This window comes from Solidesulfovibrio sp. DCME (genome assembly GCF_049995385.1).
Lineage (GTDB): Bacteria > Desulfobacterota > Desulfovibrionia > Desulfovibrionales > Desulfovibrionaceae > Solidesulfovibrio.
Genome location: NZ_CP188261.1, coordinates 972,291 through 997,222, shown reverse-complemented (window position 1 = coordinate 997,222; position 24,932 = coordinate 972,291). Strand labels below are relative to the sequence as shown.

General features: G+C 68.7%; 19 protein-coding genes and 1 pseudogene. 8 read left to right on the top strand and 12 right to left on the bottom strand.

The annotated features are described in order from the left end of the window. Positions 1-11: 11 nt before the first annotated feature. The 7 genes and pseudogenes from ACP59X_RS04190 to ACP59X_RS04160 all read right to left on the bottom strand — a co-directional run. Positions 12-389: a type II secretion system protein gene (locus ACP59X_RS04190; RefSeq protein ID WP_428565376.1), complete on the bottom strand. Its 378-nt coding sequence runs from the start codon at positions 387-389 to the stop codon at positions 12-14. 185 nt (positions 390-574) lie between these two features. After that, positions 575-1,882, bottom strand: coding sequence for a sigma-54 interaction domain-containing protein (locus ACP59X_RS04185; protein WP_428565373.1), 1,308 nt, complete (start codon positions 1,880-1,882; stop codon positions 575-577). 92 nt (positions 1,883-1,974) lie between these two features. Beyond that, positions 1,975-3,201, bottom strand: a complete 1,227-nt coding sequence (locus ACP59X_RS04180) for a type II secretion system F family protein (protein WP_428565371.1) — start codon at positions 3,199-3,201, stop codon at positions 1,975-1,977. Between the two features lie 25 nt (positions 3,202-3,226). After that, positions 3,227-4,933, bottom strand: a complete 1,707-nt coding sequence (locus ACP59X_RS04175) for a GspE/PulE family protein (protein WP_428565369.1) — start codon at positions 4,931-4,933, stop codon at positions 3,227-3,229. A gap of 30 nt (positions 4,934-4,963) precedes the next feature. Beyond that, positions 4,964-7,630, bottom strand: a complete 2,667-nt coding sequence (locus ACP59X_RS04170; protein WP_428565367.1) for an ExeA family protein — start codon at positions 7,628-7,630, stop codon at positions 4,964-4,966. 12 nt (positions 7,631-7,642) lie between these two features. Then, complete coding sequence (locus ACP59X_RS04165; RefSeq protein WP_428565365.1) at positions 7,643-8,617, bottom strand: type IV pilus secretin PilQ; 975 nt, start codon at positions 8,615-8,617, stop codon at positions 7,643-7,645. Between the two features lie 323 nt (positions 8,618-8,940). Beyond that, positions 8,941-9,093 (bottom strand): annotated as a pseudogene (locus ACP59X_RS04160) (hypothetical protein); the annotation flags it as partial. On the opposite strand from ACP59X_RS04160, the gene ACP59X_RS04155 reads away from it, so the two are divergent. Then, complete coding sequence (locus ACP59X_RS04155) at positions 9,050-9,253, top strand: hypothetical protein (RefSeq protein ID WP_428570030.1); 204 nt, start codon at positions 9,050-9,052, stop codon at positions 9,251-9,253. The pseudogene ACP59X_RS04160 and the gene ACP59X_RS04155 overlap by 44 nt on opposite strands. 191 nt (positions 9,254-9,444) lie before the next feature. Here the strand turns inward: ACP59X_RS04155 and ACP59X_RS04150 are convergent, their stop codons facing one another. From ACP59X_RS04150 to ACP59X_RS04135, 4 genes are read right to left on the bottom strand one after another with little or no spacing between them, the layout of a single operon-like run. After that, positions 9,445-9,921 carry a hypothetical protein gene (locus ACP59X_RS04150; RefSeq protein ID WP_428565363.1) on the bottom strand — a complete coding sequence of 159 codons (477 nt, stop codon included), beginning with the start codon at positions 9,919-9,921 and terminating at the stop codon, positions 9,445-9,447. A 31-nt stretch (positions 9,922-9,952) separates the two neighbouring features. Further along, entirely contained in the window at positions 9,953-10,486 is a 534-nt protein-coding gene (locus tag ACP59X_RS04145) for a hypothetical protein (RefSeq protein WP_428565361.1), read from the bottom strand. A 3-nt stretch (positions 10,487-10,489) separates the two neighbouring features. Continuing rightward, on the bottom strand, positions 10,490-12,556 hold the full coding sequence (locus ACP59X_RS04140; RefSeq protein WP_428565359.1) for a hypothetical protein: 2,067 nt from the start codon (positions 12,554-12,556) through the stop codon (positions 10,490-10,492). 33 nt (positions 12,557-12,589) lie between these two features. Continuing rightward, a complete protein-coding gene (locus tag ACP59X_RS04135) occupies positions 12,590-12,778 on the bottom strand; it encodes a helix-turn-helix domain-containing protein (RefSeq protein WP_428565357.1) in 189 nt (62 codons plus the stop codon). Between the two features lie 329 nt (positions 12,779-13,107). On the opposite strand from ACP59X_RS04135, the gene ACP59X_RS04130 reads away from it, so the two are divergent. The 7 genes from ACP59X_RS04130 to ACP59X_RS04100 all read left to right on the top strand — a co-directional run bounded on the left by ACP59X_RS04130 (position 13,108) and on the right by ACP59X_RS04100 (position 21,989). Beyond that, positions 13,108-14,184 carry a type IV pilus twitching motility protein PilT gene (locus ACP59X_RS04130; protein WP_428565355.1) on the top strand — a complete coding sequence of 359 codons (1,077 nt, stop codon included), beginning with the start codon at positions 13,108-13,110 and terminating at the stop codon, positions 14,182-14,184. Positions 14,185-14,188: 4 nt separating this feature from the next. Continuing rightward, the gene (locus tag ACP59X_RS04125) at positions 14,189-15,367 is read left to right on the top strand and encodes a type IV pilus twitching motility protein PilT (RefSeq protein ID WP_428565353.1); all 1,179 of its coding nucleotides are present in this window, start codon (positions 14,189-14,191) and stop codon (positions 15,365-15,367) included. Continuing rightward, positions 15,364-16,236 (top strand): hypothetical protein, encoded by an 873-nt coding sequence (locus tag ACP59X_RS04120; protein WP_428565351.1) that lies wholly within the window; start codon positions 15,364-15,366, stop codon positions 16,234-16,236. The genes ACP59X_RS04125 and ACP59X_RS04120 overlap by 4 nt, the downstream gene beginning before the upstream one ends. Positions 16,237-16,247: 11 nt before the next feature. After that, entirely contained in the window at positions 16,248-17,129 is an 882-nt protein-coding gene (locus tag ACP59X_RS04115) for a LytR/AlgR family response regulator transcription factor (protein WP_428565349.1), read from the top strand. 35 nt (positions 17,130-17,164) lie between these two features. Beyond that, a complete protein-coding gene (gene acs / locus ACP59X_RS04110; protein ID WP_428565347.1) occupies positions 17,165-19,093 on the top strand; it encodes an acetate--CoA ligase in 1,929 nt (642 codons plus the stop codon). 62 nt (positions 19,094-19,155) lie between these two features. Further along, positions 19,156-20,640: a sensor histidine kinase gene (locus ACP59X_RS04105; protein WP_428565345.1), complete on the top strand. Its 1,485-nt coding sequence runs from the start codon at positions 19,156-19,158 to the stop codon at positions 20,638-20,640. Then, the gene (locus ACP59X_RS04100; RefSeq protein WP_428565343.1) at positions 20,637-21,989 is read left to right on the top strand and encodes a sigma-54-dependent transcriptional regulator; all 1,353 of its coding nucleotides are present in this window, start codon (positions 20,637-20,639) and stop codon (positions 21,987-21,989) included. The genes ACP59X_RS04105 and ACP59X_RS04100 overlap by 4 nt, the downstream gene beginning before the upstream one ends. A gap of 721 nt (positions 21,990-22,710) precedes the next feature. On the opposite strand, the gene ACP59X_RS04095 is transcribed toward ACP59X_RS04100, so the two are convergent. Continuing rightward, positions 22,711-24,735 (bottom strand): S16 family serine protease, encoded by a 2,025-nt coding sequence (locus tag ACP59X_RS04095; RefSeq protein ID WP_428565341.1) that lies wholly within the window; start codon positions 24,733-24,735, stop codon positions 22,711-22,713. Positions 24,736-24,932: the final 197 nt, after the last annotated feature.

Genomic DNA, 24,932 nt, shown 5'->3' with positions numbered 1-24,932 from the left:
CTCTATAAAATTTATTTTTCAGGCGTGTTCCAATACCCTGTGGAAGACGAACCGCCATCCACGTTGGCCGTGATAAGAATATTCTCGTCCCAGTTACCAGTACCGCAATACACGTTACCCGAGCCGCCACTGACAGCAACTTTTGTACATTCGGTCGCCGGAGTATTGGTCCAGGAGCTGTTCAGTTTGTAAATGGCATAGCCCATGGAAAGCTGGGACTGGGCCGCGGCGATCAGGCCCTTGGCGGCGGACTGCCTGGCCTGGCTCTGCAGGTCGTAATACTTGGGCACGGCCACGATGGCCAGGATGCCGAGGATGACGAGCACGGCGATGATTTCAATCAGGGTGAAGCCCTGCTGCCCCGTGGCGCCTATCTTGGTTTCAACCATTTCCTTTCTCCTCCGATAAGGGTTTGCCGCCACCAGGCGACGCCAATATGCAAGCAGGAACCGTGCCGATAGCGGCGACCGGGAAGGAAGGGCGTGGATCGGCCTGTTCCAGGCCTTTTATCCATGCGCGTTCCCGGACGATACTCCAAAAGATGATGGCCTGACCACCAAATTTTGGAGCACGGTCATTTCCCGCCTGTTTCCTTGAACGCGGCCGGATCGATGCCCAGCTTTTTCACCCGGTGCCACAGGCTGCGCTCCTTGATGCCAAGCGCCACGGCAGCCCGGGACTGCACTCCGCCCGTGCGCGCCAGGGCCGCCTCGATCAGCGATCGCTCATAGCCCGAAACCAGCGTGTCCAGGTCACGGCACCCCCCGCCCTGGTCCGAGCCTTCCCGGGAAACACCGAAAAACCCCGGCAGATGCTCCGGCCCCACCGCCGCCTCGCCGGCCAGCACCGAGGCCCGCTCCACCGCGTTCTTGAGCTCCCGCACGTTGCCCGGCCAGTCATGGGCCAAAAGCCGCTGCAAGGCCGCAACCGACAGCGTCGCCCCGGGCCGGATGGCGTCCAGGAACCGGCCGGCCAAAAGCGCGATGTCCTCCCGCCGCTCGCGCAAGGGCGGCAGCCGCAGCGGAAAGACATGCAGCCTGTGATAGAGGTCCTCCCGAAAGCTCCCGGACCGGATCATGGCCGGCAGGTCCTGGTTGGTGGCGGCTATGATGCGCACATCCACGGCCAGGGCCCGGCCCGTCCCGCCCAGCCGCTCCAATTGCCGCGTCTCCAACGCGCGCAGGATCTTGGCCTGGGTTTCCAGTGGCATGTCGCCGATTTCATCGAGAAAAAGCGTCCCACCGGCGGCCTGCTCGAACTTGCCGATCTTGCGGGCATGGGCTCCGGTGAAAGCCCCCTTCTCGTGTCCGAAAAGCTCGCTTTCGAGCAGTCCGGACGGTATGGCGGCACAGTTGACAGCCACGAACGGACCCGAGGCCCGGCCGCTTTTGGCGTGGATGCTCCGGGCGGCCAGTTCCTTGCCCGTGCCCGATTCCCCGAGGATGAGCACGGTCGTTTCCGTGGCCGCCACCTTGAGGATCTGGGAAAAGACCCCGCGCATGACCCGGCTTTCGCCGACCATGTCCGGGAACTGGGCCCGGGCGTCGAGCTTGCCGAGTACCTCGGCCATGTGCTCGGCCACCAGATCCAATTTGTTGAATTCACTCAAGGCGTTTCCCCGAGGGACGGCAGGCACGGACAAGGACGGCGGCGCGGCCGAGAGCAGGCGCTTGATGGGGCGCAGGGCCAGCAACACGAACACCGCCGAGGCCACGGCCACGCACACGCCCGCCGCCACGGCCGGGGCGACCAAGTCCCCTTCGGAGAATACCCTGGGAAAAAGGTGCGGCAAGACCCCGGCCGAAAGCACCGCCAGCATGGCCACGCCGCCCAAAATGACGGGAACGAGCACCGCCAGGCTCAGATCGAACCGCCGCCGCATGAGGCCCAGCCCTTGTCGTCTCACTCGCGCGCCCACCGGGGCAAACCCGTACCGGTCCGTCGTTTGAAGGAATAAAGCGGTTACAGCGCGACTCAGCGCTTGAAAGCCACCTGGGACATGTCCCACATGGGCAGGAAAATGGCCAGGGCGAAAAAGCCCACCACACCGGCCAGCCCCACGATGAGCACCGGCCCCAGGGCGTCGGAGAGCCGCTTGACCTGATAGCTGACCTCGGCGTCGTAGTGCTCGCTGATGGCGGCGAGCATTTCGTCGAGGTTGCCCGACTCCTCGCCAACGGCCACCATGGTCACCACCATGGGCGTGAAGTACTTGGCCCGGGCCAACGGCCCGGCCAGGCCCTGCCCGGTGCGGATCATGTCCTGGATCCGCTTGAATTCCCGAGAGATGGCCGCATTGCCGATGGTGTCGACGAGGATGTCGATGGTGGTCAGGACCGGCACGCCGCTGGCTTGCAGGATGGAAAAGATCGAGGCGAAACGCGACATGGCCGCCTTGCGAAAGAGCATGCCGATGACCGGGATGTGCAGGAAAAAAGCGTCCCGGGCGACCTTGCCGCCCTCGGTCTTGAACCAGAAGTACAGGCCCGCGATGATGCCGGCCAGCAGCACCAAGCCCACGTGCCAGTACTGGGTGATGGCGATGTTGAGGTTGATGGCCACCTGGGTGGGCCAGGGCAGGGCCACCTTGGCCGCGGCGAAGATCTTGGCGAAAACCGGGATCACGAAGGTCAGCAGCACGAAAAAGGCGATGACCAGGGCGATGACCACGGTGACGGGGTATTGCAGGGCCGAGCGGATGTCGGAACGGACCTGGTGTTCGTGGCCGATGATGTAGATGAGCCGTTCGAGGACCTCGGGCAGGGCGCCGGCGGTTTCGCCGGCCCGAACCATGCTGACGTAGAGTTCCGAAAAAACACCCTTGTGCTTGGCCAGGGCATTGGAAATGGTGGAGCCCTTTTTCACGTCGTCGGACATGTTGGTGCAGACGTGGCGCAGGACGGGATTTTCGGTCTGCTGCTCCAGGACCCGCAGGATTTCCAGCATGGACAGGCCGGCGCCGAGCATGGTGCGCAACTGCTTGGTGAAAAGAATCAATTCCTGGGGCTTGACGCGAAACAAAAGGGACCTGAGGCTCCAGGCCTCCGAGGACGCGGCCGCGCCGCCGCCGCGCTGGACGCTCACGGGAATGTAGCCCATGCCCGAAAGCCGCAGCTTCGCCGCTTCGGGGTTTTCGGCCTCGAGCACGCCCTTTACGGTGTTGCCGGCCTCGTTGATGGCCTCATAGCTGAATTGCGGCACGGACGTTCCCTTTCACGGCCCAGGATTACAGCATGATCGCCGAGGAGGCTTCCTCGAAGGTGGTCTTGCCTTCGATGATCTTCAGGCGCGCGTCGTCCTCCAGGAGCTTGAGCCGGCCGGTGTCGGCGGCGAACCGGCTGATCTCGCGGGAGGTGGCCCGCTTGTTGATCATCTCCTGGATATCCTCGTCGATGACCAGGATCTCGTAAAGCCCCACCCGGCCCTTGAAGCCCGAGTCGCCGCACAGGTAGCAGCCCCGGCCGCGCATGAAGGTGGCGCCCTCGGCCCCGTCCAGGTTCCAGAAGCGCAGCACCTCGGGCCTGGGCGTATAGGGTTCGGCGCAGTTGGGGCAGATGCGGCGCACCAGGCGCTGGGCGATGGAGACCATGAGCACCGAGGAGACGAGGAAGGGCTCGATGCCCATGTCCATCAGCCGCATGATGGCGCCGGCGGCATCGTTGGTGTGCACGGTGGACAGCACCTTGTGGCCGGTCAGGGCCGCCTGGGTGGCGATGGCCGCGGTCTCGGCGTCGCGGATCTCGCCCACGAGCACCACGTCCGGGTCCTGGCGCAGGGTGGAGCGCAGGGCGCTGGCGAAGGTCATGCCGGCCCGGCGGTTGAGCTGCACCTGGCGCACGCCCTCCATCCGGTATTCGACCGGGTCCTCCAGGGTGATGATGTTGATGTCGGAACGGTTGATTTCCCGCAGCAAGGCAAAAAGCGTGGTCGATTTGCCCGAGCCCGTCGGGCCGGTGGACAGGAACATGCCGTAGGGCTTGTCCACGACCAGGCGTATCTTGGCCAGATCCTCGGCGGAAAGGCCGAGGTCGGTGAGCATCAGGCCGCCGGCGCTCATGTCGAGCAGGCGCAGGACCAGGTTCTCGCCGTGGATGGTCGGCAGGGTGGAGACGCGGATGTTGATCTCGCGCTTGTCGATGGCCACGGTGAACCGGCCGTCCTGGGGCACCCGGCTGACGGCGATGTCGAGGTTGCCGAGAATTTTGATGCGCGAGACAATGGGCAGGATCATGGGCTTGGGGGGCGAGGGCACGGCCTTGAGCTTGCCGTCGATGCGCATGCGGATTTGCACCTGGTCGCGCTCGGGGCTGATGTGCACGTCGCTGGCCCCCTCGCGCACGGCCTGGGACAGCAGGGAATTGACGAAGCGCACCACCGGCGCCTCGCCGGCCATGTCCTCCAGGGAGCTGACCTGGACGTCGCCGGAGCGGTCCTCGGTTTTGACCTCGTCCCCGCGCATGCTCTCGATGCTGTCGAGCACGCCTTCGAGGCCAAGGCCCATGCCGTAGATGGCGCTGGTCAGGTAGCCGAGCTCGCGCTCGGTGCAGATGATCGGCTCCACCTCGCAGTTCTTGTAGATCTCGATGTCCTCGATGGAGCTGATGTCCAGCGGGTCGGGCATGGCCACCCGGATGAGGTTGCCGCTTTTGGACAGGGGTACGAGCTTGGAGCGCAGGGCCATTTCCGCCGGGATGATGGAGGCCAGGTGCCCGTCCACGGGGAACCGTTCCGGGGTGTACTTGGCCAGCCCCATCTGGCGGCTGATGAGGTCGACGATATCCGTTTCCTTGACCGTGCCGTCGCGCACCAGTTGCTGGCCGAGCCGCAGTCCGGCCCGCTTGCCCGCGGCCAAGGCCTGGCGCAGCTTGTCCTCGGAGAGCAATCCGGCCGCGACGAGCATTTCGCCAAGGCGCAGGCGTTTTCTGGGCTCCATGAACTATCCTTCGGCGCTTTCGGGTCCGGTTTACTGCTGCGCCGCGTCCACCGCGACGGCCAGGGGCCGCACTTCGCCCGCCACCGGCCGGCTTTCGGCCACCTGGCGCCCGGCCACGGCACGCGGCCGCACCGGCGTGTCGCCCCGCGACTCGCCAAGGTCGGTATAATAGGTCGTGCCCTCCGGAAAGCCGGTTAACAGCGTGGCCCTGGCGGCCAGCTCGGGAGGCAGGGCGGCCAGGGCGACCTGCGCCTGGCCCTGATCGGCGAAAAGGGCCGTCAGCACCACATCGAAACGAGCCTGCGCCCCCGGGCCCCTGGTACAAAAAAGCGACAGGGAAAGATTGTGGCGGTCCTTGGCCCTGGCAACGAGGGTGAGGCCCTGCTCCAGGTTGTCGGCGGCGGCCAGCTTGACCAGGCAGGAGCCGGCCGGGGGCGCCTTGGCCGCGATGGCCGGATAGACCAGGGATTCCCCGGCACGCAGCCGGGCCATGTCCACACCGGGGTTGGCCTTGGCAATGGCCGACAGCACCGGCCGGCCGCCGTTGCCGTAGACGCGGGCGGCCAGGCGGCTTAAGGCCCAGCCCGGGCGCACCGAGGCCTCGCCGATCCTGTTGATATCAGCCTGGGAGGCGGCGGCAACGGGCGCGGCCAGGCCATGGCCGGTGGCGGCAGGCGGGGCCAGGGGCGAGGCCGGCAGGACCGGCGGCGCGGTCAACTGGCCCGGGGGTTGCGGCATGGCCGGCAGGCCGTCCTCGGTGGTTACGACGATGACCTGTTCCTTGGCATCGGGCGGCAAGGCGGCGGCGGCCAGTTCCATGGCCGCGCCGAGGCCCGGGGTGACGGGGGACGCGGCCGGGGTAGCCGTGGCCGCGCCGGCCGGCCCGGCCGGGGATGTCGCCCCATGGGCGGCCACGGGGTTTTCGGGCAGTATGCCGCCGCGTCCGGACCCGGCGGGCGCCTGGCCGGCCATGGCTGCGGCGGCCATGGGCACGGGTTCGGGCGTCGGCGTGGCCGGGGAGGCGGAAGCCGGCGCCGCCGCCTGGAGCCCGGCCCCTTGGGGCGCCGGAGTCGGAGTCACGGCAGCCGGACCATTGGCCGCAACCGTCGCCGGGGCCACCTCCCGGTCCGGGGCCGAGGCCGCGCCTTTGGCCGCCGCCCGGGGCCGGTCCGGCGTCCGGTGCGGGGCAGCGGCCTGGGCTGCGGCCGGGCTGGCAGGCTGGGCTGTCGCCTGGGCCGGGGCCGGGCTGGTCGCGGCGACCGTCACCGCGGCCGGCGCGACCGGCTGCGCCGGCGCCGGCGGTTGCAGGGCCTTGGCCAAGCTGGCGGCGAAATCGGTGGCCGGCGCCTCGGTGGCGGCCGCCACGGGCTTGGCCTCTTGGGCGGCGGCGGCCGCCACGGGCTTGGTGTCTTGCACGGCGGCGGCAGCCACGGGCTTGGTGTCTTGCGCGCTTGCGGCCACAGCGGGCTTGCCGCCTTGCGCATTCGCGGCCACGGCGGGCCTGGACTCTTGTGGGCTTGGGGAAAGAGCGGGCTTGGTTTCCTTGACGGCGGCAGCGACGGTTTCGGCCAGGTCGTCGGCCGCGGCATCGGCCGCGACCTGTTCAACGGAAATGCTGTCGGCTGGCTCGGCGGCCGCGGCGGCAACGGGGGCCTCGGGGGCATCCCGAACGTCCGTCGCCACGGCGGTGCCCGGGTTGATCGCAGCGGCGGGTGCCGTCAGGGAAGCGATCCATTGCCGCCCCTGGCCGTAGAGGCCGTCGGCTTGCTGCCGCAGGCCCGTCCAGCCATGGCCGGCCAGGCCGTAATAGCCGGCGGCCAGGGCCACGGCGAAACCGCCGGCCAGGGCCGCCCGGCGCAGCCACAGCCCCGTCGCGCCCACGGTATCCCTGGCGGCCCGGCCGACCAGGCCCCAGCTTACACGCGTCTTGCCGAAGCCCACGGCCAGCAGCATGGACAGGTGACAAAGCCGCACGATCTTGCGGGGATAGCCCCGCGTGAGGCGGTGGATGCGGCGCATGGCCAGGGGGGTGAAGATGGCCGGGGCCTGTCCCTGGGGGGCGCACAGGGTCAGGCGCGTTTCGATCATGCGCCGGGTCTGCCTGCGGTCGAGCGGCAGCAGCCGGTAGCGGAAGTTCACCCGGTCGTCGAGGTTGGGCCGGGCGGCCAGGACCGCCTCGAATTCGGTCTGGGCGAACATGACGATTTGCAGGAGCTTGTGGGTGTTGGTTTCGAAGTTGAGCAGCTCGCGCAAAAGCTCCAGGCACTCAGGGGTGATTTTCTGGCCTTCGTCGACAATGAGCGCCACGATGCGCCGGCCGTCGGCGCTGCGGGAGAGCAGGCCGCCCTTGAGGGCCTCGCGCAGCAGGCCGGCGTCGCGGCCAAGCGGCGTGGTGTCGATGGCAAAGAGCCGGCACAGGGCTTCCAGGAATTCCACGGGTGTGGCGTGGTAGGGGTCGTCGAGGAAGTGGACCTCGATGTCGGGGTCGGCGCCGAGGATGCGGACGAGTTCGCGGCCAAGGGTGGTCTTGCCGGTGCCGACTTCGCCGAGCACGACGTTGAGCCCCCGGCGCAGGCGCACGGCGATTTCCATGTGCTGCAGGCATTCCAGGTGGGATTTGGCCCGATAAAGCAGGTCCGGATCCGGGGAGTTGGAGAACGGTTCCCGTTCCAGTCCCAGGGCGAGATGGTAACTCATGATCGGCCTCCTTTAGGGCTTGACGGCTTCGGCCGTGGCCATGGGTTCACGGCCGGCGGCTTGCGGCGCCACGTGATCGGCCAGGGGCGGCACCGGCGCAATCGGCTTTTCCTTGAGGATCTTGGGCGTGACGAAGATGAGGATTTGCGCCCGCTCGACAGTGGTGCTCTTCGATTTGAAGGCCCAGCCGAGCCCCGGGATATCGCCCAGGAACGGTACCCCGGACTGGCCATTGGTCACGGTATCGCGCGTGAGCCCGGAGATGACGATGGTGTCGCCGTCTTCCACGACCAGGGTCGAACGGGTTTCCCGCTTGTAGATGGGCGGGTTGCCCTGGACCCAGTTGCTCTGGTTCTCGTCGACCTGGTCGTCCTTGACCACGATGTTCATGCGCAGGTTGCTGCCGTCGATGACGTGGGGCAGCATTTGCAGCCGCAGCAGGGCATCGGCGAACTGGACGTTGGTGCCGTTTTGCGAGGTGGAGACGTAGGGAATCTTCTTGCCGTTCTCGGTGTAGGCTTCCTTGTTCTCCATGGTGGTGATGGTCGGGCTGGAGAGGATCTTGACCTTGTTGTCTGCCGCAAGGGCGGTGAGCTGGGCTTCGAGCACGTTCTCGCCGATCTTGCCGAACAGGAAGTTGAGCGCCGTGCCCGAGGCGCCAAGGCCCGTGGCGGCCGAGGTCAGGCTGGCCGGGTTGTTGATGCCGAATCCCTGCCCGGAGGTGCCGCCGCCGTAGATCGGGGTCATGGCGTTGGTGACCCCGGTGGCGCCCGTGGTGGCGTTGCTGGCCGTCGATGAGGTGGCCAGCGTCGATCCGGCCGTGCCGCCGGTGGTGGTGCTGGTGGCCGAGGTCGTGCCGGTATTGCCCGTGGAGTTGGTCGAGGTGATGGTGCCGGCCTGGCCGGGGGAGAGCTGGAAGTTGGAGTTTTTGAGCAACCCGCCCCACTGGATGCCGAGCTGCTGGGCCGTGGACATGTCGGTTTGCACGATGAAGGCCTTGAGCCGGATCTGCGGCCGCGGCTGGACGGTCCGCTGGAAGCTTTGATGATATCCGTCACTTTCTTTTCACCGAGGCCAGGCACCGTCGCCGTATTGCCGCACAGGGCGTTGAGGGTCACGGAAAGCTCGTCGAGGTCGGCGAAGTTCACCTCAACCTTCCAGGTCTCGTAGGGCTCGAGTTCCCTGGCCCTGGCCGCCTCGGCCGCCCGCCTGTTGTCGGCTTCCTTGATCTTGTTTTGCTGCTCCATGTCGGCCAGGGTCATGACCCGGATGATGTCGCCGTCCATGGAATAGGTCAGGCCGTTGGTGGTCAGGATGCTCGTGAAGGTCTCGTCCCAGGGCGCGTCGGTCACGTTGACGTTGATGCGCAGGCCCCCCTTGTCCTGGCCCTGCCCCTGGCCGGAACCGGTGGAGCCGGGGATGGAGGAGGACAATACCACGTTCTGGTTGGCCGCCCGGGCCATGGCCCGCACCACGGCCACCAGGTCCGTGTCGTACATGCGCAGCGTCACCCGCTGCTTGGGCAGCTGCCTGGCCGGCTTGGCCTCTTCCTTCACCTGCTTCTTGGTGACGATGGCCGACTGGTCCTTTTCGATCTTGCGCGGCCGCGCCGTCGGCGAATAGCCTTCCGATTTGTTGGCCTGGGTGTCCCAGTGCTGTACGAACGCGTCTTTTTTCGGCTGCTTCACGCAGCCCGGCAGAATAAGGGACGCCGTGACCAGCGCCGCCACCACAGCCCGACCGTATCGATTCTCCTGCCTGACGCGAACTCGCATATGCCCTCTCCCCGCGCGCCGCAAACGGCACGCCAGACCCTATTTCCCGCGGGACTCCTGCCCCTCGTAGGGAAGCGTCATCCGCTGCGCGTTGACCAGGCTTTCGAGTACGACCTGATCCGGCGCGATGGACACCACCTTGTACCCGCCGCTCTCCAGGGCGTCGCCGACCTGGTATTCCATGCCGTCCACCACGGCCAACCTGCCCGAGCCCAGTTCCACGTAGCCCGTGTAGCGCGGCTGGGCCGCGACGGGCTTGGCCCCCTGGTCGGCGAAGGGCTTGTCGTAAAAGGCCTTGGCCGGCCACGGGCTGTTGATGGCCCCGAGCAGGGCGATCTCGGTGGGGGTGAGCGCCGTCTCCTTGATGTTCGCCAGCATGGCCCCGGCCTGGGCCGCCTCGTTCCCGGCCGACGGCGCCAAATGCTCCCGGACCGTGTTGCCGCCAAGGCCGATCCAGAGCCCCACAACGGCCACGATGCACGTCACGGCCAGGATGATTTTTTCGCGTCGGCTCATGCCACTCCCGCTCCCTTGCCCGATACCCAGCCTAGCCCACGGACAGCCAGCATTTGACCCGGTACTCGCGCCCGTCGCGGCCGACGTGCGTCACCACGGACTCGACCTTCGTCAGCGGCGCATACCGGCCAAGGGCCAACAAAAACTCCCGGAACCTGTCCGATTCGCCCAAGACGGCCAGCCGCACCGCCACCAGCCCGTCCCGCGTCACCGAGGACGGGTCCGGCGACACCTGCGTCAGCCGCAGCCTCAGGGGCGCGGCCAGGCCGTCCATGATCGCGGCCAGCCGGCCGACCTCGGCAAGCGGCAGGCGTTCCTGGCCCGTCATCGCCGTCACCTCCGGCAGGTCGGTCCGGGCCTTCTTGAGGGTCTCCACCACCGGCACCATCTGGCGGCGCACTTCCAGGGTCGCCCGCAGCCCGGCGTTTTCGGCGGTCAGGACCTGGCATTGGCGATAGTCGGGCACGATGAACATCGCCATGAACCCGCCGGCCACCAGCGCCCCGACGGCCAGGAAGGCCAGGGTGCGGGGCGGAAGGCGCCTTTTGATTTCGGCAAACGTCATGACCTATTCTCCGGAAAGCGTGAGCCCGAGGACGAAGCGCAGGCCCGTGGCCCCGCTCTCCAGGGATTCGAGTTCGCTCTTTTTCACCGCAACGTCTTCAAACAGCGCCGACCCCTCCAAGGCCACCACATAGCTGGCCAGCATGGAATCAAACAGCCGGGCGTCGCCGCTGATCATGCCCTCCAGCACCAACCGGCCCTTGTTCTCGGCTTTCTTGCCGGCCGGCGCCTCCTTGGGCGCCGCTTTCGGCGCCGTGGACGGCGGGCCGTCCTCGAAGGTCAGCGTGCCCAGGGTCACGCCGTCCGGAACCAGGGCCAGGGCCTGCTCGAACACGCCCACCGCCCGGTTGCGCGACGCGAACTTGCGCAAGGCCTCACGCCGGGTGCGCAGATCGGTCGTCATGCGGGACAGGTTGCCCATGTCGGCCGCCGCCCCAAGGGCGGTCATCTCCCGCGAAAGCGACTCCCGCTCGGCGGTAAGCGCGCGCAGCTTGCTCGAGGCATCGAAGGAAAAATAGGCCATGGCCGCCAACACCGCCGCCAGGGCCACCAGGCTCCACTGCTCGAGCAGCCGCGAGACCTGGACCGCTGCCTTGGCCACGTAGGTAAACAGGCCGTTTGGCGTGATGGACTCGCCGGAAACCGCCAGGCCCAGGGCCTGGGTCCAGGCCGGCCCGGGCCAGGCCTGGCCCGCGGCGTCGCGGGCGGTGGCGAGCCTGCCGGCCAAGGGGTCGAGGGGGGCGCAGGGCAACCCGGCCTGCTCGCCGATGTAGGACACGAAAAGCGGGCTGGCCCCGAGAAAACCGGACACGGTCAGGCGCGTCACCGCCTCGTAGCCCAGGGACTCCCGGTAATGCTTGAGCGTCATCTCCACCTGGCGCACCAGCCGGGAGGCCACCGGCTCGAGCATGCCCATGACCTCGGTCGGGCCGAGCCCCGCCCCGGGATGGCATTCGTCCAGGCGCTCGCAGCCGTAGACGATGTTGTCGAAAACCTCCCGGGCCTGCTCCAGGTTCACCTCGGACCGGGGGGCGGCCTCCTCGGCGGCCGGCGCCGGTGCCGTCGTCGGCTCGGGATCGAGTTCCAGCACCAGTCCGCCGCCGAGGCCATCCTGGGTGTCTAGGTCGAGCAACGGCACGCCGGCTATTTCCGGTGCCAGGGGCAGGCCTTCGAACCCGGCATCCAGCGTCTCGCCCGGCCGGGGCGCCTCCTCCCGGGCCGCCTGGGGCGAGGAGGCCTGGTGCGCCTCCAGGGCTTCCTGCACGGCCTGCACCATGCCCGACATGGAGGTCTTGATGACCCGCACGAACATCAGGTTGCCGCCGCTGTAGATCTCCAGCCGCGACCAGTTCTGGCCCACGTGCAGGTTGGCCCGGGCCGCCGTGGGTTCGGGCGAAAGCTTGCGGCGGAAGATATTCTGGTGGGCGAAGGGTTCGAGGGTGAGCCCGGCCAGGGGGAAGCCGGCCTTGGCGAAATCCCCGCGCACCACCTCCACGGCGTCGCGCGGGGCGGTATAGGCCAAAACGCCCAGCCGCAACGCGCCGTTTTCCGTCACCTCGCCGCGCCGCTCGAAATCGAAGACCACCGAACCGTCGTCGAAGGCCATTTCCTTTTTCGCCGTCCAGTAGACCGCGTTGTCCACCTGGCGCGAAGGCAGCTTGGGAATGGTGACGAATTGCACGTTGGCCCGGGAACTCTGGGCGGCGGCCCAGACGCTCGGCACCGGGCCCTGGCCGCACAGGTCCGACAGGGTGCGCCGCAGCAGGGACACGAATTCCGGGCTGCCGGGGGCCACCCCGTCCGGGATGGCGACGATGGCCGAACCCAAAAGCTCGAAGCCGGCGTCGCGCCCCCGGACCTTCAGGCAGGCCAGCGTGGACTGGGAAATGTCCACGCCGACCCCGATCCCTTTGCTTTGGGGGAAAAGTCGCGCAAAAAAACCCGGCTTGGCGCGAAACGCCGCCTTGATCGGGCCGGCCGCCGCCCGAGCCGGTGCGGCGGCCGCCGCGGCGGGTTTGCGGATCAGCTCTAAAAGCCGCTGGTTCGGCGTGCTCTCGGTATCCTTGGCCACGTGTCGATTCCCGCGTTTTGCCCGTGCTCTCGGCTAGCCCTGCAACCGTGTCAGCCGCACCACTTCGTCGTGGCTGATGCGCCAGCCACGACCGACCTTGACCCCGCGAAGCGCCCGCCCCTTGATGAACTTGCGCACCGTCTGGTCGCTGCATTTGAGGAGCTTGGCCACTTCCTGCACCGTGTAGGTCTCCTTGACCTCTCCCGACGTCTTCTCCCGCATCCCCGTCGCTCCTTATCGTTATTTAACGATACCTACGGTCGGCAATGGTCAAAAAAAAACCGGACCTCGAATTCCCAACGCCCCTTTGGCGTTTCATATTCTCATGCATTGGCGCCGACCGTTTCATTTCGTTAAACTCCCGGCGAGCCTACCCCTCGCCGCGATGCACCGTTTTCCGGCCTTTTCCCCGCCCGCGCGGCAGGGTGACCGGAATCCGTTACCTGCTTTACAAAAGCCATGCCCGAAACGCGGCCTATGCCGGCGATTCCATAACCCCCCGTCTCCGTGCTACGGGGGAGCGTCCCCAACCCCCAACCCCCGGCGGTGCCATGGCCCAGATCGACGCCTTCTTTAAGATGCTCAAGGACACCGGCGCCTCGGACCTCCACCTGGCCAGCGGCTGCCAGCCCATGCTGCGCCTCAATGGCCGCCTGGAGCGCATCAAGTACAAGGTCCTGGAATCCGAGGAACTCAAGGCCCTGCTCTACGAGATCGCGCCCGAACGCCTGGTCAAGGCCTTCGAGGAGACCGGCGACCTGGACTTCGCCTACGCCGCCCCGGGCATCGGCCGCATGCGGGCCAACTACTTCCGCCAGGAGCGCGGCGTCTCGGCCGCCTTCCGGGCCATCCCCGAGGCCGTGCCCTCCCTGGCCGACCTGGGCCTGCCCGACATCCTCGGCGAACTGGCCATGCGGCCCAAGGGCCTGGTCCTGGTCACCGGCCCGACCGGCTCGGGCAAATCCACCACGCTCGCCGCCATGGTCCGCCACGCCGCCGAGAACCGGCGCGACCACATCATCACCATCGAGGACCCCATCGAGTTCGTCCACGCCTCGGCAAACGCGCTCATCAACCAGCGCGAGGTCGGCCGCGACACCCGCTCCTTCGCCGCCGCGCTTCGCGGCGCCCTGCGCGAGGACCCGGACATCATTCTCGTGGGCGAAATGCGCGACCTGGAGACCATCGAACTGGCGCTGGAGGCGGCCGAGACCGGCCACCTGGTCCTGTCCACCCTGCACACGGTCTCGGCGGCCAAGACCATCGACCGCATCATCGACGTCTTTCCCGGCGACCGGCAGGCGCAGATCCGCTCGGCCCTGTCCGAATCCCTGTGCGCCGTGGTCTCCCAGATGCTTTTTCCCCGGGCCGACGCCCCCGGCCGGGTGCTGGCCCAGGAGATCCTCCTGGCCAACACGGCCGTGCGCAACCTCATCCGGGAAAACAAGATCTTCCAGATCTTCTCCGTGCTGGAGACGGGCAAGGCCTCCGGCATGCGCACCCTCGACGACGCGCTCCTGGAACTTTTGGCCGCCGGGCGCATCGACGGCGCCGACGCCTGGCGAAACGCCGTCAACAAGACGCGCTTCGCCGCCGTGGCCCCCAAAACCCCGGACAAGGCGGCCTAGCCCCATGGCGCGCCACGTCCTCGACGCGGTCATGGGCGCCGCCCTGGCCGCCGCGCCCACGGCCTCGGACTACCTGTTCATGGCCGGCGCCCCGGCCGGGGCGCTTCGCGACGGCGCCTTCGTCCCCCTGGCCCTGCCCGGCCTGGCCGGCAGCCTGGCCCCGGCCCAGACCGAGGCCCTGGCCCGGGGCATCGTCGGCGCCGACGCGCGGCTTTTGGCCGACCTGCGTTCCCGCGGCGCCTGCGACGCCGGCTACGTCCATCCGGCCGGCACCCGATTCCGGGTCAACGTGGCCCGGGCCGCCGACAGCCTGGGCCTGGTGCTGCGCCGCCTGCCGGGCAGCCCGCCGCGCCTGGAGGGCCTCGGGCTGCCGCCGGTATTTTCGCGCATGGCCGCACTGGGCGAAGGATTGGTGCTGGTGGTCGGGGCCACGGGCTCGGGCAAGTCCACGACCCTGGCCGCCCTGGCCACCGCCATCCTGGAGGCCAGGGCCGTGCACGTGGTCACCCTGGAGGACCCGGTGGAATGCCTGCTGCCAGCCGGCCGGGGGCTGGTGACCCAGCGCGAGCTGGGCACGGACTTCCCCTGCTTCGCCGACGGCATCCGCTCGGCCCTGCGCCAGGCCCCCCACGTCATTCTCGTCGGCGAGGCCCGCGACCGCGAGACCGTGGACGCGGCGCTGGGCGCGGCCGAAACCGGCCATCTGGTCCTGACCACCCTGCACACCGCCGACTGCGCCGGCGCCGTGGAGCGGCTGCTGGCCTTTTTTTCCCCGGCCGAACAGCGCCTGGCCCGCCAGCGCCTGGCCGCCAGCCTGCGCTACGTGGCCGCCCAGCGCCTGCTGCCCCGCCAGGCCGGCGGCCGAGCCGTGTCCGTGGAAGTGCTTTGCGCCACGCTTCGGGTGCGCGACCGCATCCTGTCCGGCCAAAGCGACGCCGAGGGCTTCGCCGACATCATCGAACAGGGCGCGCCCTACGGCATGGTCACCTTCGACGCCGCCACGGCCGCCCTGTACGCCGCCGGCATCGTCAGCGAGGAAACGGCCATCTCCCGGGCCGCCGACCGGGCCGCCCTGTCCCGGGCCCTGGATGCCGTCAAGGCCGCCCGGGGCGAGGCCATCTCCACCATCACCGGCCTGACGTTCGATCCGCCCGCCGCGGCTCACAAGGAAGGCGCGCCATGACCGGCCAGGAAACCGCCGTGCCCTGCCCCTGCGGGGGCTACGTCCTGCACCTCGCCCCGGACAAGCCGCCGCTCGGCGGCCGGGCCGCCTTCACCTGCCCGGCTTGCGGGCAGCGCCGCACCTTTGTCCGCACCGCGACCGGCGCCGTGTTCGAGGGATCGCTGCCGCCGGCGGCCCCGCCCGCCCCGACCGACAGGGCCGGCCCGGCCAGCCTGGCCGGCGCGACAGACAAAGCCGGCGCGACAGACAAAGCCGGCCCGGCCCCGGCTGCGCCGTCGCCCGAGGGGAGCCGACCCGGCGCGCCTTGGGCCACGGCCGCCACCGGGCCAGGGGAGGCAGGGGATGGTTTCGCCGCCGGCCCAAACGATGACTCCCGGCCCGCCGCCGTGCCCACTGCGCCGGCCCCGGCCCCGACCGCCGAAGCGACCGCCGCGCCCCTGCCCGCGCCAAGGCCCGTGCCCCCGGGGGCGCGCCTGGTCATGACCGGCCTGGCCGACGGCCTGGATGCGGCCTGGGGGCTGGCCGTGGCCGAGGCCTTCGCCGCCCCGGGCTGGCATGCCCTCGCGGCTGCGGCCGACCCCGCCCAGACCCTGGCCGACGTGCGTTTCCACCGCCCGGCGGTCGTGCTCGCAACCGACGGCCCGGCCGGCGCCGCGCTTCTTGGGGCCGTGGCCTCCCTGCCCGGGCGCCTGCGCGAGAAAATGGCCGTGCTCCTCCTCGGCGACACCCCCGAGGGCGATGCCTTGGCCGCCTTCCGGGCCGGGGCCGATGCGGTGCTCGACGCCGCCGACACGGCCGCCCCCGCCGCGCGCCTGGCCGACGCCCTGGCCCGGCGCCAGGCCCAACCCTCGCTTTTCGCGGCCTCCTAGGAAGGCACGCCATGGACCGCATCACGGCCCTGCTCGTCCATCCCGACCCCGAGGTCCGCGCGACGCTGCGCGCCCGGCTGGCCGAGGCGGATTTCATCCGGGTGCTGGGCGAGGCCGTGGACGCCTACGAGGCGTCGGAACTGCTGCGGGCCATTCCCTACGGCCTGCTTTTTTGCGGCGTGGACCTGCCGGGCGAGGTGGGCGGCTTCGAGCTGGCCGAGGCGCTGATCGCGGCCAAGCGCCAGCCGGGGCTCATCTTCATCGCCGCCGACGAAGCGAGGGCCTTCCGGGCCTTCGAGCTCGGCGCGGCCGACTACCTGTTGTGGCCGTTTCCCCCCCAGCGTTTCGCCCAGACCCTGGAGCGGCTCTCGCGCTACAAGCCGGCCTTCCGCGAGGCCCCGCCGGCCCAGTGGCGGCCCGCCGGCCAGGCCGCCGCCACCGCCGACGGCGAGGGCGAGGACGAGGAAACGGTGCGGGTGGCCCTGGAGGGCGAGGAGGAAGACCGTTTCCTGTCCGCCTTGCGCCAGGCCTGGGACATGGGCCACGAGCGGCCGGTCGACATCGAGAAGCTGCCCATCACCCTGGACGGGCGCACGATCCTGCTGCCCTACACGCAGATCCTTTTCATCGAGGCCTACGAGGACTACTCGTTCGTGCACACGGCCGGCCAGAAGCTCCTCACCTCGTATCGCCTGAAAAACCTGGAAGAACGGCTGCGGTCCCACCGCTTTTTCCGGGTGCACCGCAAATACCTCGTCAACCTGGACCAGGTGACGGAAATCGCGACCTTGCCCGGCGGCAACTTCATGCTGCGCACCGCCGGCAAGACGCGTATCGAGCTGCCCATCGGCCGGCGCCGCATCGGCGAGCTCAAGCAGATTCTCGGATTGTAGCCGGGTTCCCGCCGAACCCGGCAAGGAGGATACGGATGCCGACCCCAGCAACGCTCGACGCCCTGCTCGTGGAGGAGCGCGTCTTCCGGCCGGCTCCGGCCACGGTCATCGAGGCCAACGTCAAGCCGGCCGAGCTGGCCGAGGCCTACCGCCTGGCCGAGGCCGACCCGCGCGCCTTCTGGGAAAAGGCCGCCCTGGAGCTGGAGTGGCACCGCAAGTGGGACGCCGTGTGCGACGATTCCCAGGCCCCCTTCTACCGCTGGTTTCCCGGGGCGCGCGGCAACATCGTGCACAACGCCCTGGACCGCCACGTCCACATCTGGACCAAGAACAAGCTGGCGCTCATCTGGGAGGGCGAGGCCGGGGACTGCCGCAAGTTCACCTATTTCGAGCTCTACCGCGAGGTCAACCGCTTCGCCTGCGCCCTGCGGGCCCTTGGCGTGTCGCGCGGCGACCGGGTCTGCCTCTACCTGCCGCCCATCCCGGAAACCGTGGTGGCCATGCTGGCCGCGGCCAAGATCGGCGCGGTCCACGTCTTCGTCTTCGCCGGCTACTCGGCCAAGTTCCTGCGCGAGCGCCTAAGCGACTCCCAGGCCAAGGTGCTGGTCACGGCCGACGGCTTCTACCGGGGCGGCCGGTGCATCAACCTCAAGGCCGTGGTGGACGAGGCCCTCGACGGTGTGGCCGGCGACGCGGCCGAGACCGTGGTCGTGGTGCGCCGCACCGGCGCCGACATCGACATGCGCGAACCCCGCGACCTCTACTACCACGACCTGCTGCGCCAGGAATCCCCGGAAGCGGCCACGGAAATCATGGAAGCGGGCGACCCGCTCTTCTGGCTGCCCACCTCCGGCACCACCGGCCGGCCCAAATCCATCGTCCACGGCCACGGCGGCTACATGGTCGGCGCCCACCACACCTTCCGCACCGTCTTCGACATCAAGCCCACGGACATCCACTTCTGCACCGCCGACCCGGGCTGGATCACCGGCCACACCTACGGCGTCTACGGGCCGCTTTTAACCGGCGCCACGGTCATCCTCTACGAAGGCCACCCCCTCTACCCCCAGGCCGACCGCCTGCCCTCGATCATCGAACGCTACGGCGCGACCATCTTCTACACCACGCCGACGCTGATCCGCATGCTCATGCGCTACGGCCCGCAGTACCCCAAAAAACGCGACCTCTCGACGCTGCGCCTTCTCGGCAGCGTGGGCGAGACCCTCTCGCCCGAGGCCTGGATGTGGTTTTACAAGCACATCGGCCGCTCCAACTGCCCGGTGCTCGACACCTGGTGGCAGACGGAAACCGGCATGGCCATGCTTTCGCCCATGCCCGTTTCCGTGCTCAAGCCCGGTTCCGTGGGCAAGGCCCTGCCGGGCGTGTCCGCCGCGGTGGTGGACGGCCAGGGCCATCCCGTGCCCCCGGGCCAGGGCGGCTTCCTCGTGCTCAAAACGCCCTGGCCGGGCATGCTCACCGGGCTTGCCGGCGACCCGGACGGCTACCGCCGGGCCTATTGGGAGCGGATCCCGGGCGCCTATTTCGCCGGCGACGTGGCCCGGCGCGACGAGGACGGCTACTTCTGGATCCAGGGCCGGGCCGACGACGTGCTCAACATCGCCGGCCACCGCCTGGGCACGGCCGAGATCGAGGCGGCGCTTTGCGCCCACCGCTTCGTGGCCGAGGCGGCGGTCATCGGCGTGCCGGACAAGATCAAGGGCGAGGTGGCCAAGGCCTTCGTCGTGGCCGACCCGGCCTGGGTGAGCGCCCTGCCCGACGCCGACGCCCTGGCCGCGCAGCTGCGGGAGCACGTGCGCCGGGAACTCGGCCCCATCGCCGTGGTCCGGGCCGTGGAGCTGCGCCAGAGCCTGCCGCGCACCCGCAGCGGCAAGGTCCTGCGCCGGGTGCTGCGGGCCCAGGAACTCGGCCAACCCGTCCCCCCCCTGGCCGACGAGGAAACCTGAGGTCCCGCCGGTTCGCAATCAGGGTTTGCCCATCGGGCTCGGCGAGGGTAAGCAGGGAAGCCATGGCCGCAACCGCAGGCCAGGGAGCCGTCATGCCGGGACCGTTTCGCACCAAGCTCAATCTGCGCCAGCGCATCGTCGTCATCTTGCTGTTCTATGTCGTCGGCATCGGCGCCATGGCCCTGGTATCCTACGAGGACCTGTCCACCATGGAGGACAAGCTGGAATTCATGCGCCTGGGGCATGTCATCGCCAACACCATCCTCGAGGTGCGGCGCTACGAGAAAAACTACCTGCTCTACGGCCTGCCCGAGGACCTCGACGAGGACCGGCGCTACCTGGTGCAGTCCTTCCAGACCCTGGCCGTGCTCACGGCCGAGGCCCGCGACCTCAAGGTCTCGCCCCAGCTCGACGCCATGGGGGCGCTGCTGCGCCAGTACCGGGAGGGCCTCGACGCCCTGGCCGCCTCGGGTCCGGGCCAGGTCGAGGCCGAGGGCGAGGCGGCGCTCAAACTGCGCGAAATCGGCAAGGCCCTGGCCGAGGCCGCCGACCGGGTGGTCGAATTCGAGCGCGGCCGCATCCACGACCTGCTGCGCCTGCTCGCCTGGCAGCTGCTGGGCGCCGTGCTCGTCGCCCTGGCCCTCGGCGTCGCCCTGCCGGTGCTGATGTTCCGCAACATCTTCAAGCCGCTCGGCATCATCCGCTTGGCCACCCGGGACATCGCCGCCGGCCGCTACAACCGCATTCCCGTGGTCGCCACCAACGACGAGATCGAACAGGTCATGGAAGCCATCAACCGCATGGTGGCCGAGATCGAACGCCGCCAGGACCAGCTCGTCCAGACGCGCAAGCTCTCCTCCATCGGCACGCTCACGGCCGGGGTGGCCCACCAGCTCAACAACCCGCTCAACAACATCTCCACCTCCTGCCAGATCGCAAAGGACGAGCTGGAAACCGCCGACCCGGCCTTTTTGCGCAAGCTTCTCGGCAACATTTCCCAGGAAACCCTGCGCGCCCGGGACATCGTCCAGGGGCTGCTGGAATTCTCCCGGGCCAAGGAATTCTCCCTGCGCCCGGTCAACCTGGCCGAGCTCGCCGCACGCACCCTGCGCCTGGTCAAGTGCCAGGCCTGCTCGGGCGTGCGCCTGCGGGCCGAGGTCCCCGGCGACCTGACGCTGGCCGCCGATGCCTCGCGGCTCCAGGAAGCCCTGCTCAACCTGCTTTTAAACGCCATCCAGGCCGTCGGCCCGCAAGGCGAGGTCGTGCTCGCCGCCCACCGCGACACCGAGGGCGACCAGGCCGTCATCACCGTGTCCGACACCGGGCCGGGCGTGCCCGAGGAAATAAAAAGCCGCATCTTCGACCCCTTCTACACCACCAAGGAGGAAGGCAAGGGCACGGGCCTGGGGCTTTCCATCGTCTACGGCATCGTCGAAAAACACGCCGGCACCATCAGCGTGGAAAGCGCCGCCGGCCACGGCGCCGCCTTCGTCCTCCGCCTGCCCCTGACCGATCGCCCGCCCGGGGAAAGCGAGCCGGCACCGTGAGCCGCCAGCGCGTCCTGGTCGTCGACGACGAGGAAATCGCCCGGGAAAACCTCGTCCATATCCTGGCCAAGGCCGGCTACCGCACGGCTGCCGCCGCCGATGGGCGGCAGGCCCTGGCGCTTTTGGCCGAGGACGCCTACGATCTGGTCCTCACCGACCTGCGCATGCCGGAAATGGACGGCATGGAGCTGCTCGCCGCGGTCAAGCGCCGCTATCCGGAAGTGGAAGTCATCGTCGCAACCGGCCACGCCGCCGTGGACTCGGCCGTGGCCGCCATGCGCGCCGGCGCCTTCACCTACGTGGCCAAGCCCGTCCAGGTCGCGGAAGTCTTGGCCCAGGCGGCCAAGGCCCTGGAAAAATCGGCCATGCGCCGCGAACTGGCCAGCCTCAAGCGCAAGGCCGACCCCACCACCGGCCTGTCGCGGCTCATCGGCCAAAGCCCGGCCATGGAGGCGCTGCGCGAAGCCATCGTCCAGGTCGCCCGCCTGGAATGCAACGTGCTCATCACCGGCGAAACCGGCACCGGCAAGGAACTCGTGGCCCGCACCGTCCACGACCTGAGCCAGCGCTGCGAAGGCCGGTTCATGGCCGTCAACTGCGGCGCCTTTTCCGAGGAACTCATCAGCAACGAACTCTTCGGCCACGAACGCGAAGCCTTCACCGGCGCCGCCGCAAGGCGCAAGGGCCTCATCGAGGCCGCTTCCGGCGGCACGCTTTTTCTCGACGAAATCGGCGAACTGCCCCTGTCCATGCAGGTCAAACTCCTGCGCGTGCTCCAGGAACGCACGTTTTTGCGCGTCGGCGGCACCGAGGAAGCCCCCATGGATGCCCGCGTGCTTTCGGCCACCAACAAGGACCTCAAAAAGGAAGCCGAAACCGGCGCCTTCCGCCAGGACCTCTTCTACCGCCTCGACGTCGTCACGCTCCACGTGCCGCCGCTTTCCCAGCGCCGCGAAGACATTGCGCTTCTAGCCCGCCACTTCCTGGCCAAACACGCCGCGCCGCTGGGGCGCGAAGTCTCCCTCTCGCCCGAAGTCCTCGACCGGCTGCTGCTTTACGAATTCCCGGGCAACGTCCGCGAACTGGAAAACATCGTCCAGAAAGCCCTGGCCATCTGCGACGGCGCCGTCATCGAACCCGGACACCTGCTGGCCGACCTTCGCGACGAACGCGTGCGCCCCACCCGCCACGCCGCCCGAAACGCCTGGCCGACCCTGGAAGAACACGAAAAAAACTACATCCGCGACGTGCTCGAAGAGGTCGAAGGCAACAAATCCAAAGCCGCCCGCATCCTGGCCATCGACCGGGTGTCGCTGTGGCGGAAGTTAAAGCGGTACGGACTGGAATAGCGGTTGGGCACGGGGGAATGCCTCCGGCGGGCAGGGCGCTGCCCTGCACCCGCTGGGGCGTTGCCCCAGACCCTACCAGGCGGGGCTTTGCCCCTCCTGGACCTCCCCAATGGGGGGCGTCACGCCCCCCAGGCCCCCCGGTCGGCTCTGGCGGGCGGGGAAGGCGCCGGTCACCGGGAGATGCGATGCGCGCGGCGCGAAGATGCGAGGCCGCAATTGGTCCTTTCGATGCCGTCGCTGCGCTCCTGGCTCGAAAGGCCCAATTCCGGCCTCGCCCAGCCGTCGGCCCTTCGGGCCGAAGGGGGTGGAATTTTTGCTTTGAAAGCCTCTTAAAGGCAAACGAAGGGTTTTTTCTCCAAATGCGGCAAGTTGCAAGGCGCCCTCTCCCTGCGCGCCTTGCAACTTGCTGTTACTCTTCTTCTTCACATGCGGCGCGTTGCTACTGACGCCCATCTCCCTATGTCCCATGCAACATGCCGCAGCTCTTTTTCCTCACATGCGGCGCTTCGCCGCTGGCGCCCGTGGTCGCGGAAATGGGCCTGCCGTGCTGGCCGGCTTTGCGGCCAGTGTCGGCAGGCCCATTTCCGCGACCACCACGACCGACGCCCCGCCGCGCACCATTCCCGACCTCGCCTCCACCCGACCCGTCGGGGAGGTCCAGGAGGGGATCATCCCCTCCTGGCCGCCGGAGGCATCTTCACTCTTCGCCTTCCCCTTCCCATCACCGCAACACCAATTCCACCGCCTCCATCACATCCCCGACCATGACCACCCGCAGCCCTTCGGTCACATCCGCCGGCAGGGCCGCGACCACGTCGCCGTTGGCCTTGGGCACGATGACGGTGGTGATGCCGGCGCGTTTGGCGGCCAGGCATTTTTCGCGGATGCCGGCCACGGGCAGCAGGCGTCCCGAGAGGGTGATTTCGCCGGTGGCGGCGGTGTCGCAGCTGGCCGGCCGGTCGGTGAGAAGCGACAGGAGGGCGCAGAAGATGGTGACCCCGGCCGAGGGGCCGTCCTTGGTCACGGCGGCCGAGGGGAAGTGGACGTGGATGTCGGTTTTTTCGAAAAAGGCCGGTTCCACGCCGAGCTGCCCGGCCCGGCTGCGGATGAGGCTGAGCGCCGCCTGGGCCGATTCGCGCAGGATGTCGCCCAGCGAACCGGTGAGGAGCAACTGGCCGGAGCCGGACATGCGGGCGGTTTCGACGAAGAGGATTTCGCCGCCGTGCTGGCCGACGACGAGGCCGGTGACCACGCCCACGCGGTCGCCGGCTTCGGCCGCCTCGCGGGTGAAACGCCGTGGCCCGAGGAGGTTGGGGATATCGGGCGCGTCCACGTTGGCCGGGGCGTTTTGGGCATCGTCGAAGGTGAGGCGGGCGAGCCGGCGGCAGGCGGCGCCAACGGTACGCGAGAGGTTGCGCAGGCCGGATTCGCGGGTGTAGTCGTCGATGATGCGGGAAAGCGCCGCGTCGGTGAAGGCGACGGCTTCGGGCGAGAGGCCGTTTTCGCGAAGGTGCTTGGGCAAAAGGAAATCGCGGGCGATCTCGCGCTTTTCGCGGTCGGTGTAGCCGGGGAATTCCAGGATTTCCAGGCGGTCGAGGAGCGGGCCGGGGAGCCTGGAGATGTCGTTGGCCGTCGCGATGAACATGATGCGCGACAGGTCGAAGGGGATTTCCAGGTAGTTGTCGGAAAAGCGGGCATTCTGTTCAGGGTCCAGGACCTCGAGCAGGGCCGAGGCGGCGTCGCCGCGAAAATCCGCGCCGATCTTGTCGATCTCGTCCAGCATGAAAACGGGGTTGGCCACGCCCACGCGCGACAGCTCCTTGAGGATGCGACCAGGCATGGCGCCGACGTAGGTGCGCCTGTGACCGCGCAATTCGGCCTCGTCGCGCAACCCGGCCACGGACAGGCGCACGAATTCCCGCCCCAGCGCCTCGGCCACGGCCTGGCCCACGGACGTCTTGCCCACCCCCGGCGGCCCGGAAAAGCACAGCACCGGCCCCCGGCCCGGCGAGGCGGCAAGCCGCGCCTCCAAAACCTCGGCCACGGTCTTTTTGAGCTCCACCAGGTTGACCGGCTTGCCCAGGTAATGGGCCGCCCCGGCCCGTAGCGCCTCCACGGCCGTGCCCACGGTGGCGAACCCGGTGACCATGACCACGGCCGCGTCCGGAGCCACCCGGCGCAGCCGGCGCAACAGCTCCATGCCGTCCAGGCGTTCCATTTTGAGATCCGTGACCACCACGTCGGCGGCGAACCCGGACGTGAGGATGTCGAGGGCATCCAGGCCATCGGCGGCGCTTTTGACCGCATAGCCTTCCTTGACGAGCACGTGGGCCATGTTGGTGCGGGCGATCTCCTCGTCGTCGACCACGAGGACCTTGGGCTTGGCCGCACCGCGCAGGGCCCTGGCGGCTAAAAATTCCAGAATGCGTTCCTTGACGATGGCGAGCCCCCGATGGCGGGCGTCGAGGACCTCGCGGGCCCGGGCCAGGTCGAGGGTGTCGCGGGTGCAGTTGTTCCAGGGAAGCTTCAGGAGAAATTCGAGGTAGTTGATGCCTACGGCGTACTCGGCCACGGCCGGGTCGGTGGTTTCCAGCTTGTCCAGTTCGCGCGCGGCGGCCTCGGCGGCCTGGGGCGGGAGTTTCGCCGCCGTGACGGCGCGGCGCAGCATTTCCAGGACACCGGCCTCACTGGCGGGGGCGGACGGAGCCGGCGGCGCGGCCGGCCGGGGTTTGCTGCCAAAAAACATGGCCTTCTCCTTGGTTGCGGGCGGATGCGGGACAATCTAGCGCCAAAAGGCCGGCCTGGGCAAATGGATGCCGGCCTGGGCGCGTCCTTTGCTGTTGCGCATTGTAACACCCCGCAACGCCTGTTGCGATCTGAAACAGGCACGCGGGCAACGGCCCCTGCCGTGGCCCCGGCCGTCCTTCCCGGGGTTCGGCCGGG

Excerpts from the sequence above, each read along its gene's own strand:
- ACP59X_RS04190 (WP_428565376.1), bottom strand. The coding sequence starts at position 389 with ATGGTTGAAACCAAGATAGGCGCCACGGGGCAGCAGGGCTTCACCCTG.
- ACP59X_RS04185 (WP_428565373.1), bottom strand. The coding sequence starts at position 1,882 with ATGCGGCGGCGGTTCGATCTGAGCCTGGCGGTGCTCGTTCCCGTCATT.
- ACP59X_RS04175 (WP_428565369.1), bottom strand. The coding sequence starts at position 4,933 with ATGGAGCCCAGAAAACGCCTGCGCCTTGGCGAAATGCTCGTCGCGGCC.
- ACP59X_RS04170 (WP_428565367.1), bottom strand. The coding sequence starts at position 7,630 with ATGAGTTACCATCTCGCCCTGGGACTGGAACGGGAACCGTTCTCCAAC.
- ACP59X_RS04155 (WP_428570030.1), top strand. The coding sequence starts at position 9,050 with ATGGAGGAGGACAATACCACGTTCTGGTTGGCCGCCCGGGCCATGGCC.
- ACP59X_RS04150 (WP_428565363.1), bottom strand. The coding sequence starts at position 9,921 with ATGAGCCGACGCGAAAAAATCATCCTGGCCGTGACGTGCATCGTGGCC.
- ACP59X_RS04145 (WP_428565361.1), bottom strand. The coding sequence starts at position 10,486 with ATGACGTTTGCCGAAATCAAAAGGCGCCTTCCGCCCCGCACCCTGGCC.
- ACP59X_RS04135 (WP_428565357.1), bottom strand. The coding sequence starts at position 12,778 with ATGCGGGAGAAGACGTCGGGAGAGGTCAAGGAGACCTACACGGTGCAG.
- ACP59X_RS04130 (WP_428565355.1), top strand. The coding sequence starts at position 13,108 with ATGGCCCAGATCGACGCCTTCTTTAAGATGCTCAAGGACACCGGCGCC.
- ACP59X_RS04125 (WP_428565353.1), top strand. The coding sequence starts at position 14,189 with ATGGCGCGCCACGTCCTCGACGCGGTCATGGGCGCCGCCCTGGCCGCC.
- ACP59X_RS04120 (WP_428565351.1), top strand. The coding sequence starts at position 15,364 with ATGACCGGCCAGGAAACCGCCGTGCCCTGCCCCTGCGGGGGCTACGTC.
- ACP59X_RS04115 (WP_428565349.1), top strand. The coding sequence starts at position 16,248 with ATGGACCGCATCACGGCCCTGCTCGTCCATCCCGACCCCGAGGTCCGC.
- acs (WP_428565347.1), top strand. The coding sequence starts at position 17,165 with ATGCCGACCCCAGCAACGCTCGACGCCCTGCTCGTGGAGGAGCGCGTC.
- ACP59X_RS04105 (WP_428565345.1), top strand. The coding sequence starts at position 19,156 with ATGGCCGCAACCGCAGGCCAGGGAGCCGTCATGCCGGGACCGTTTCGC.
- ACP59X_RS04095 (WP_428565341.1), bottom strand. The coding sequence starts at position 24,735 with ATGTTTTTTGGCAGCAAACCCCGGCCGGCCGCGCCGCCGGCTCCGTCC.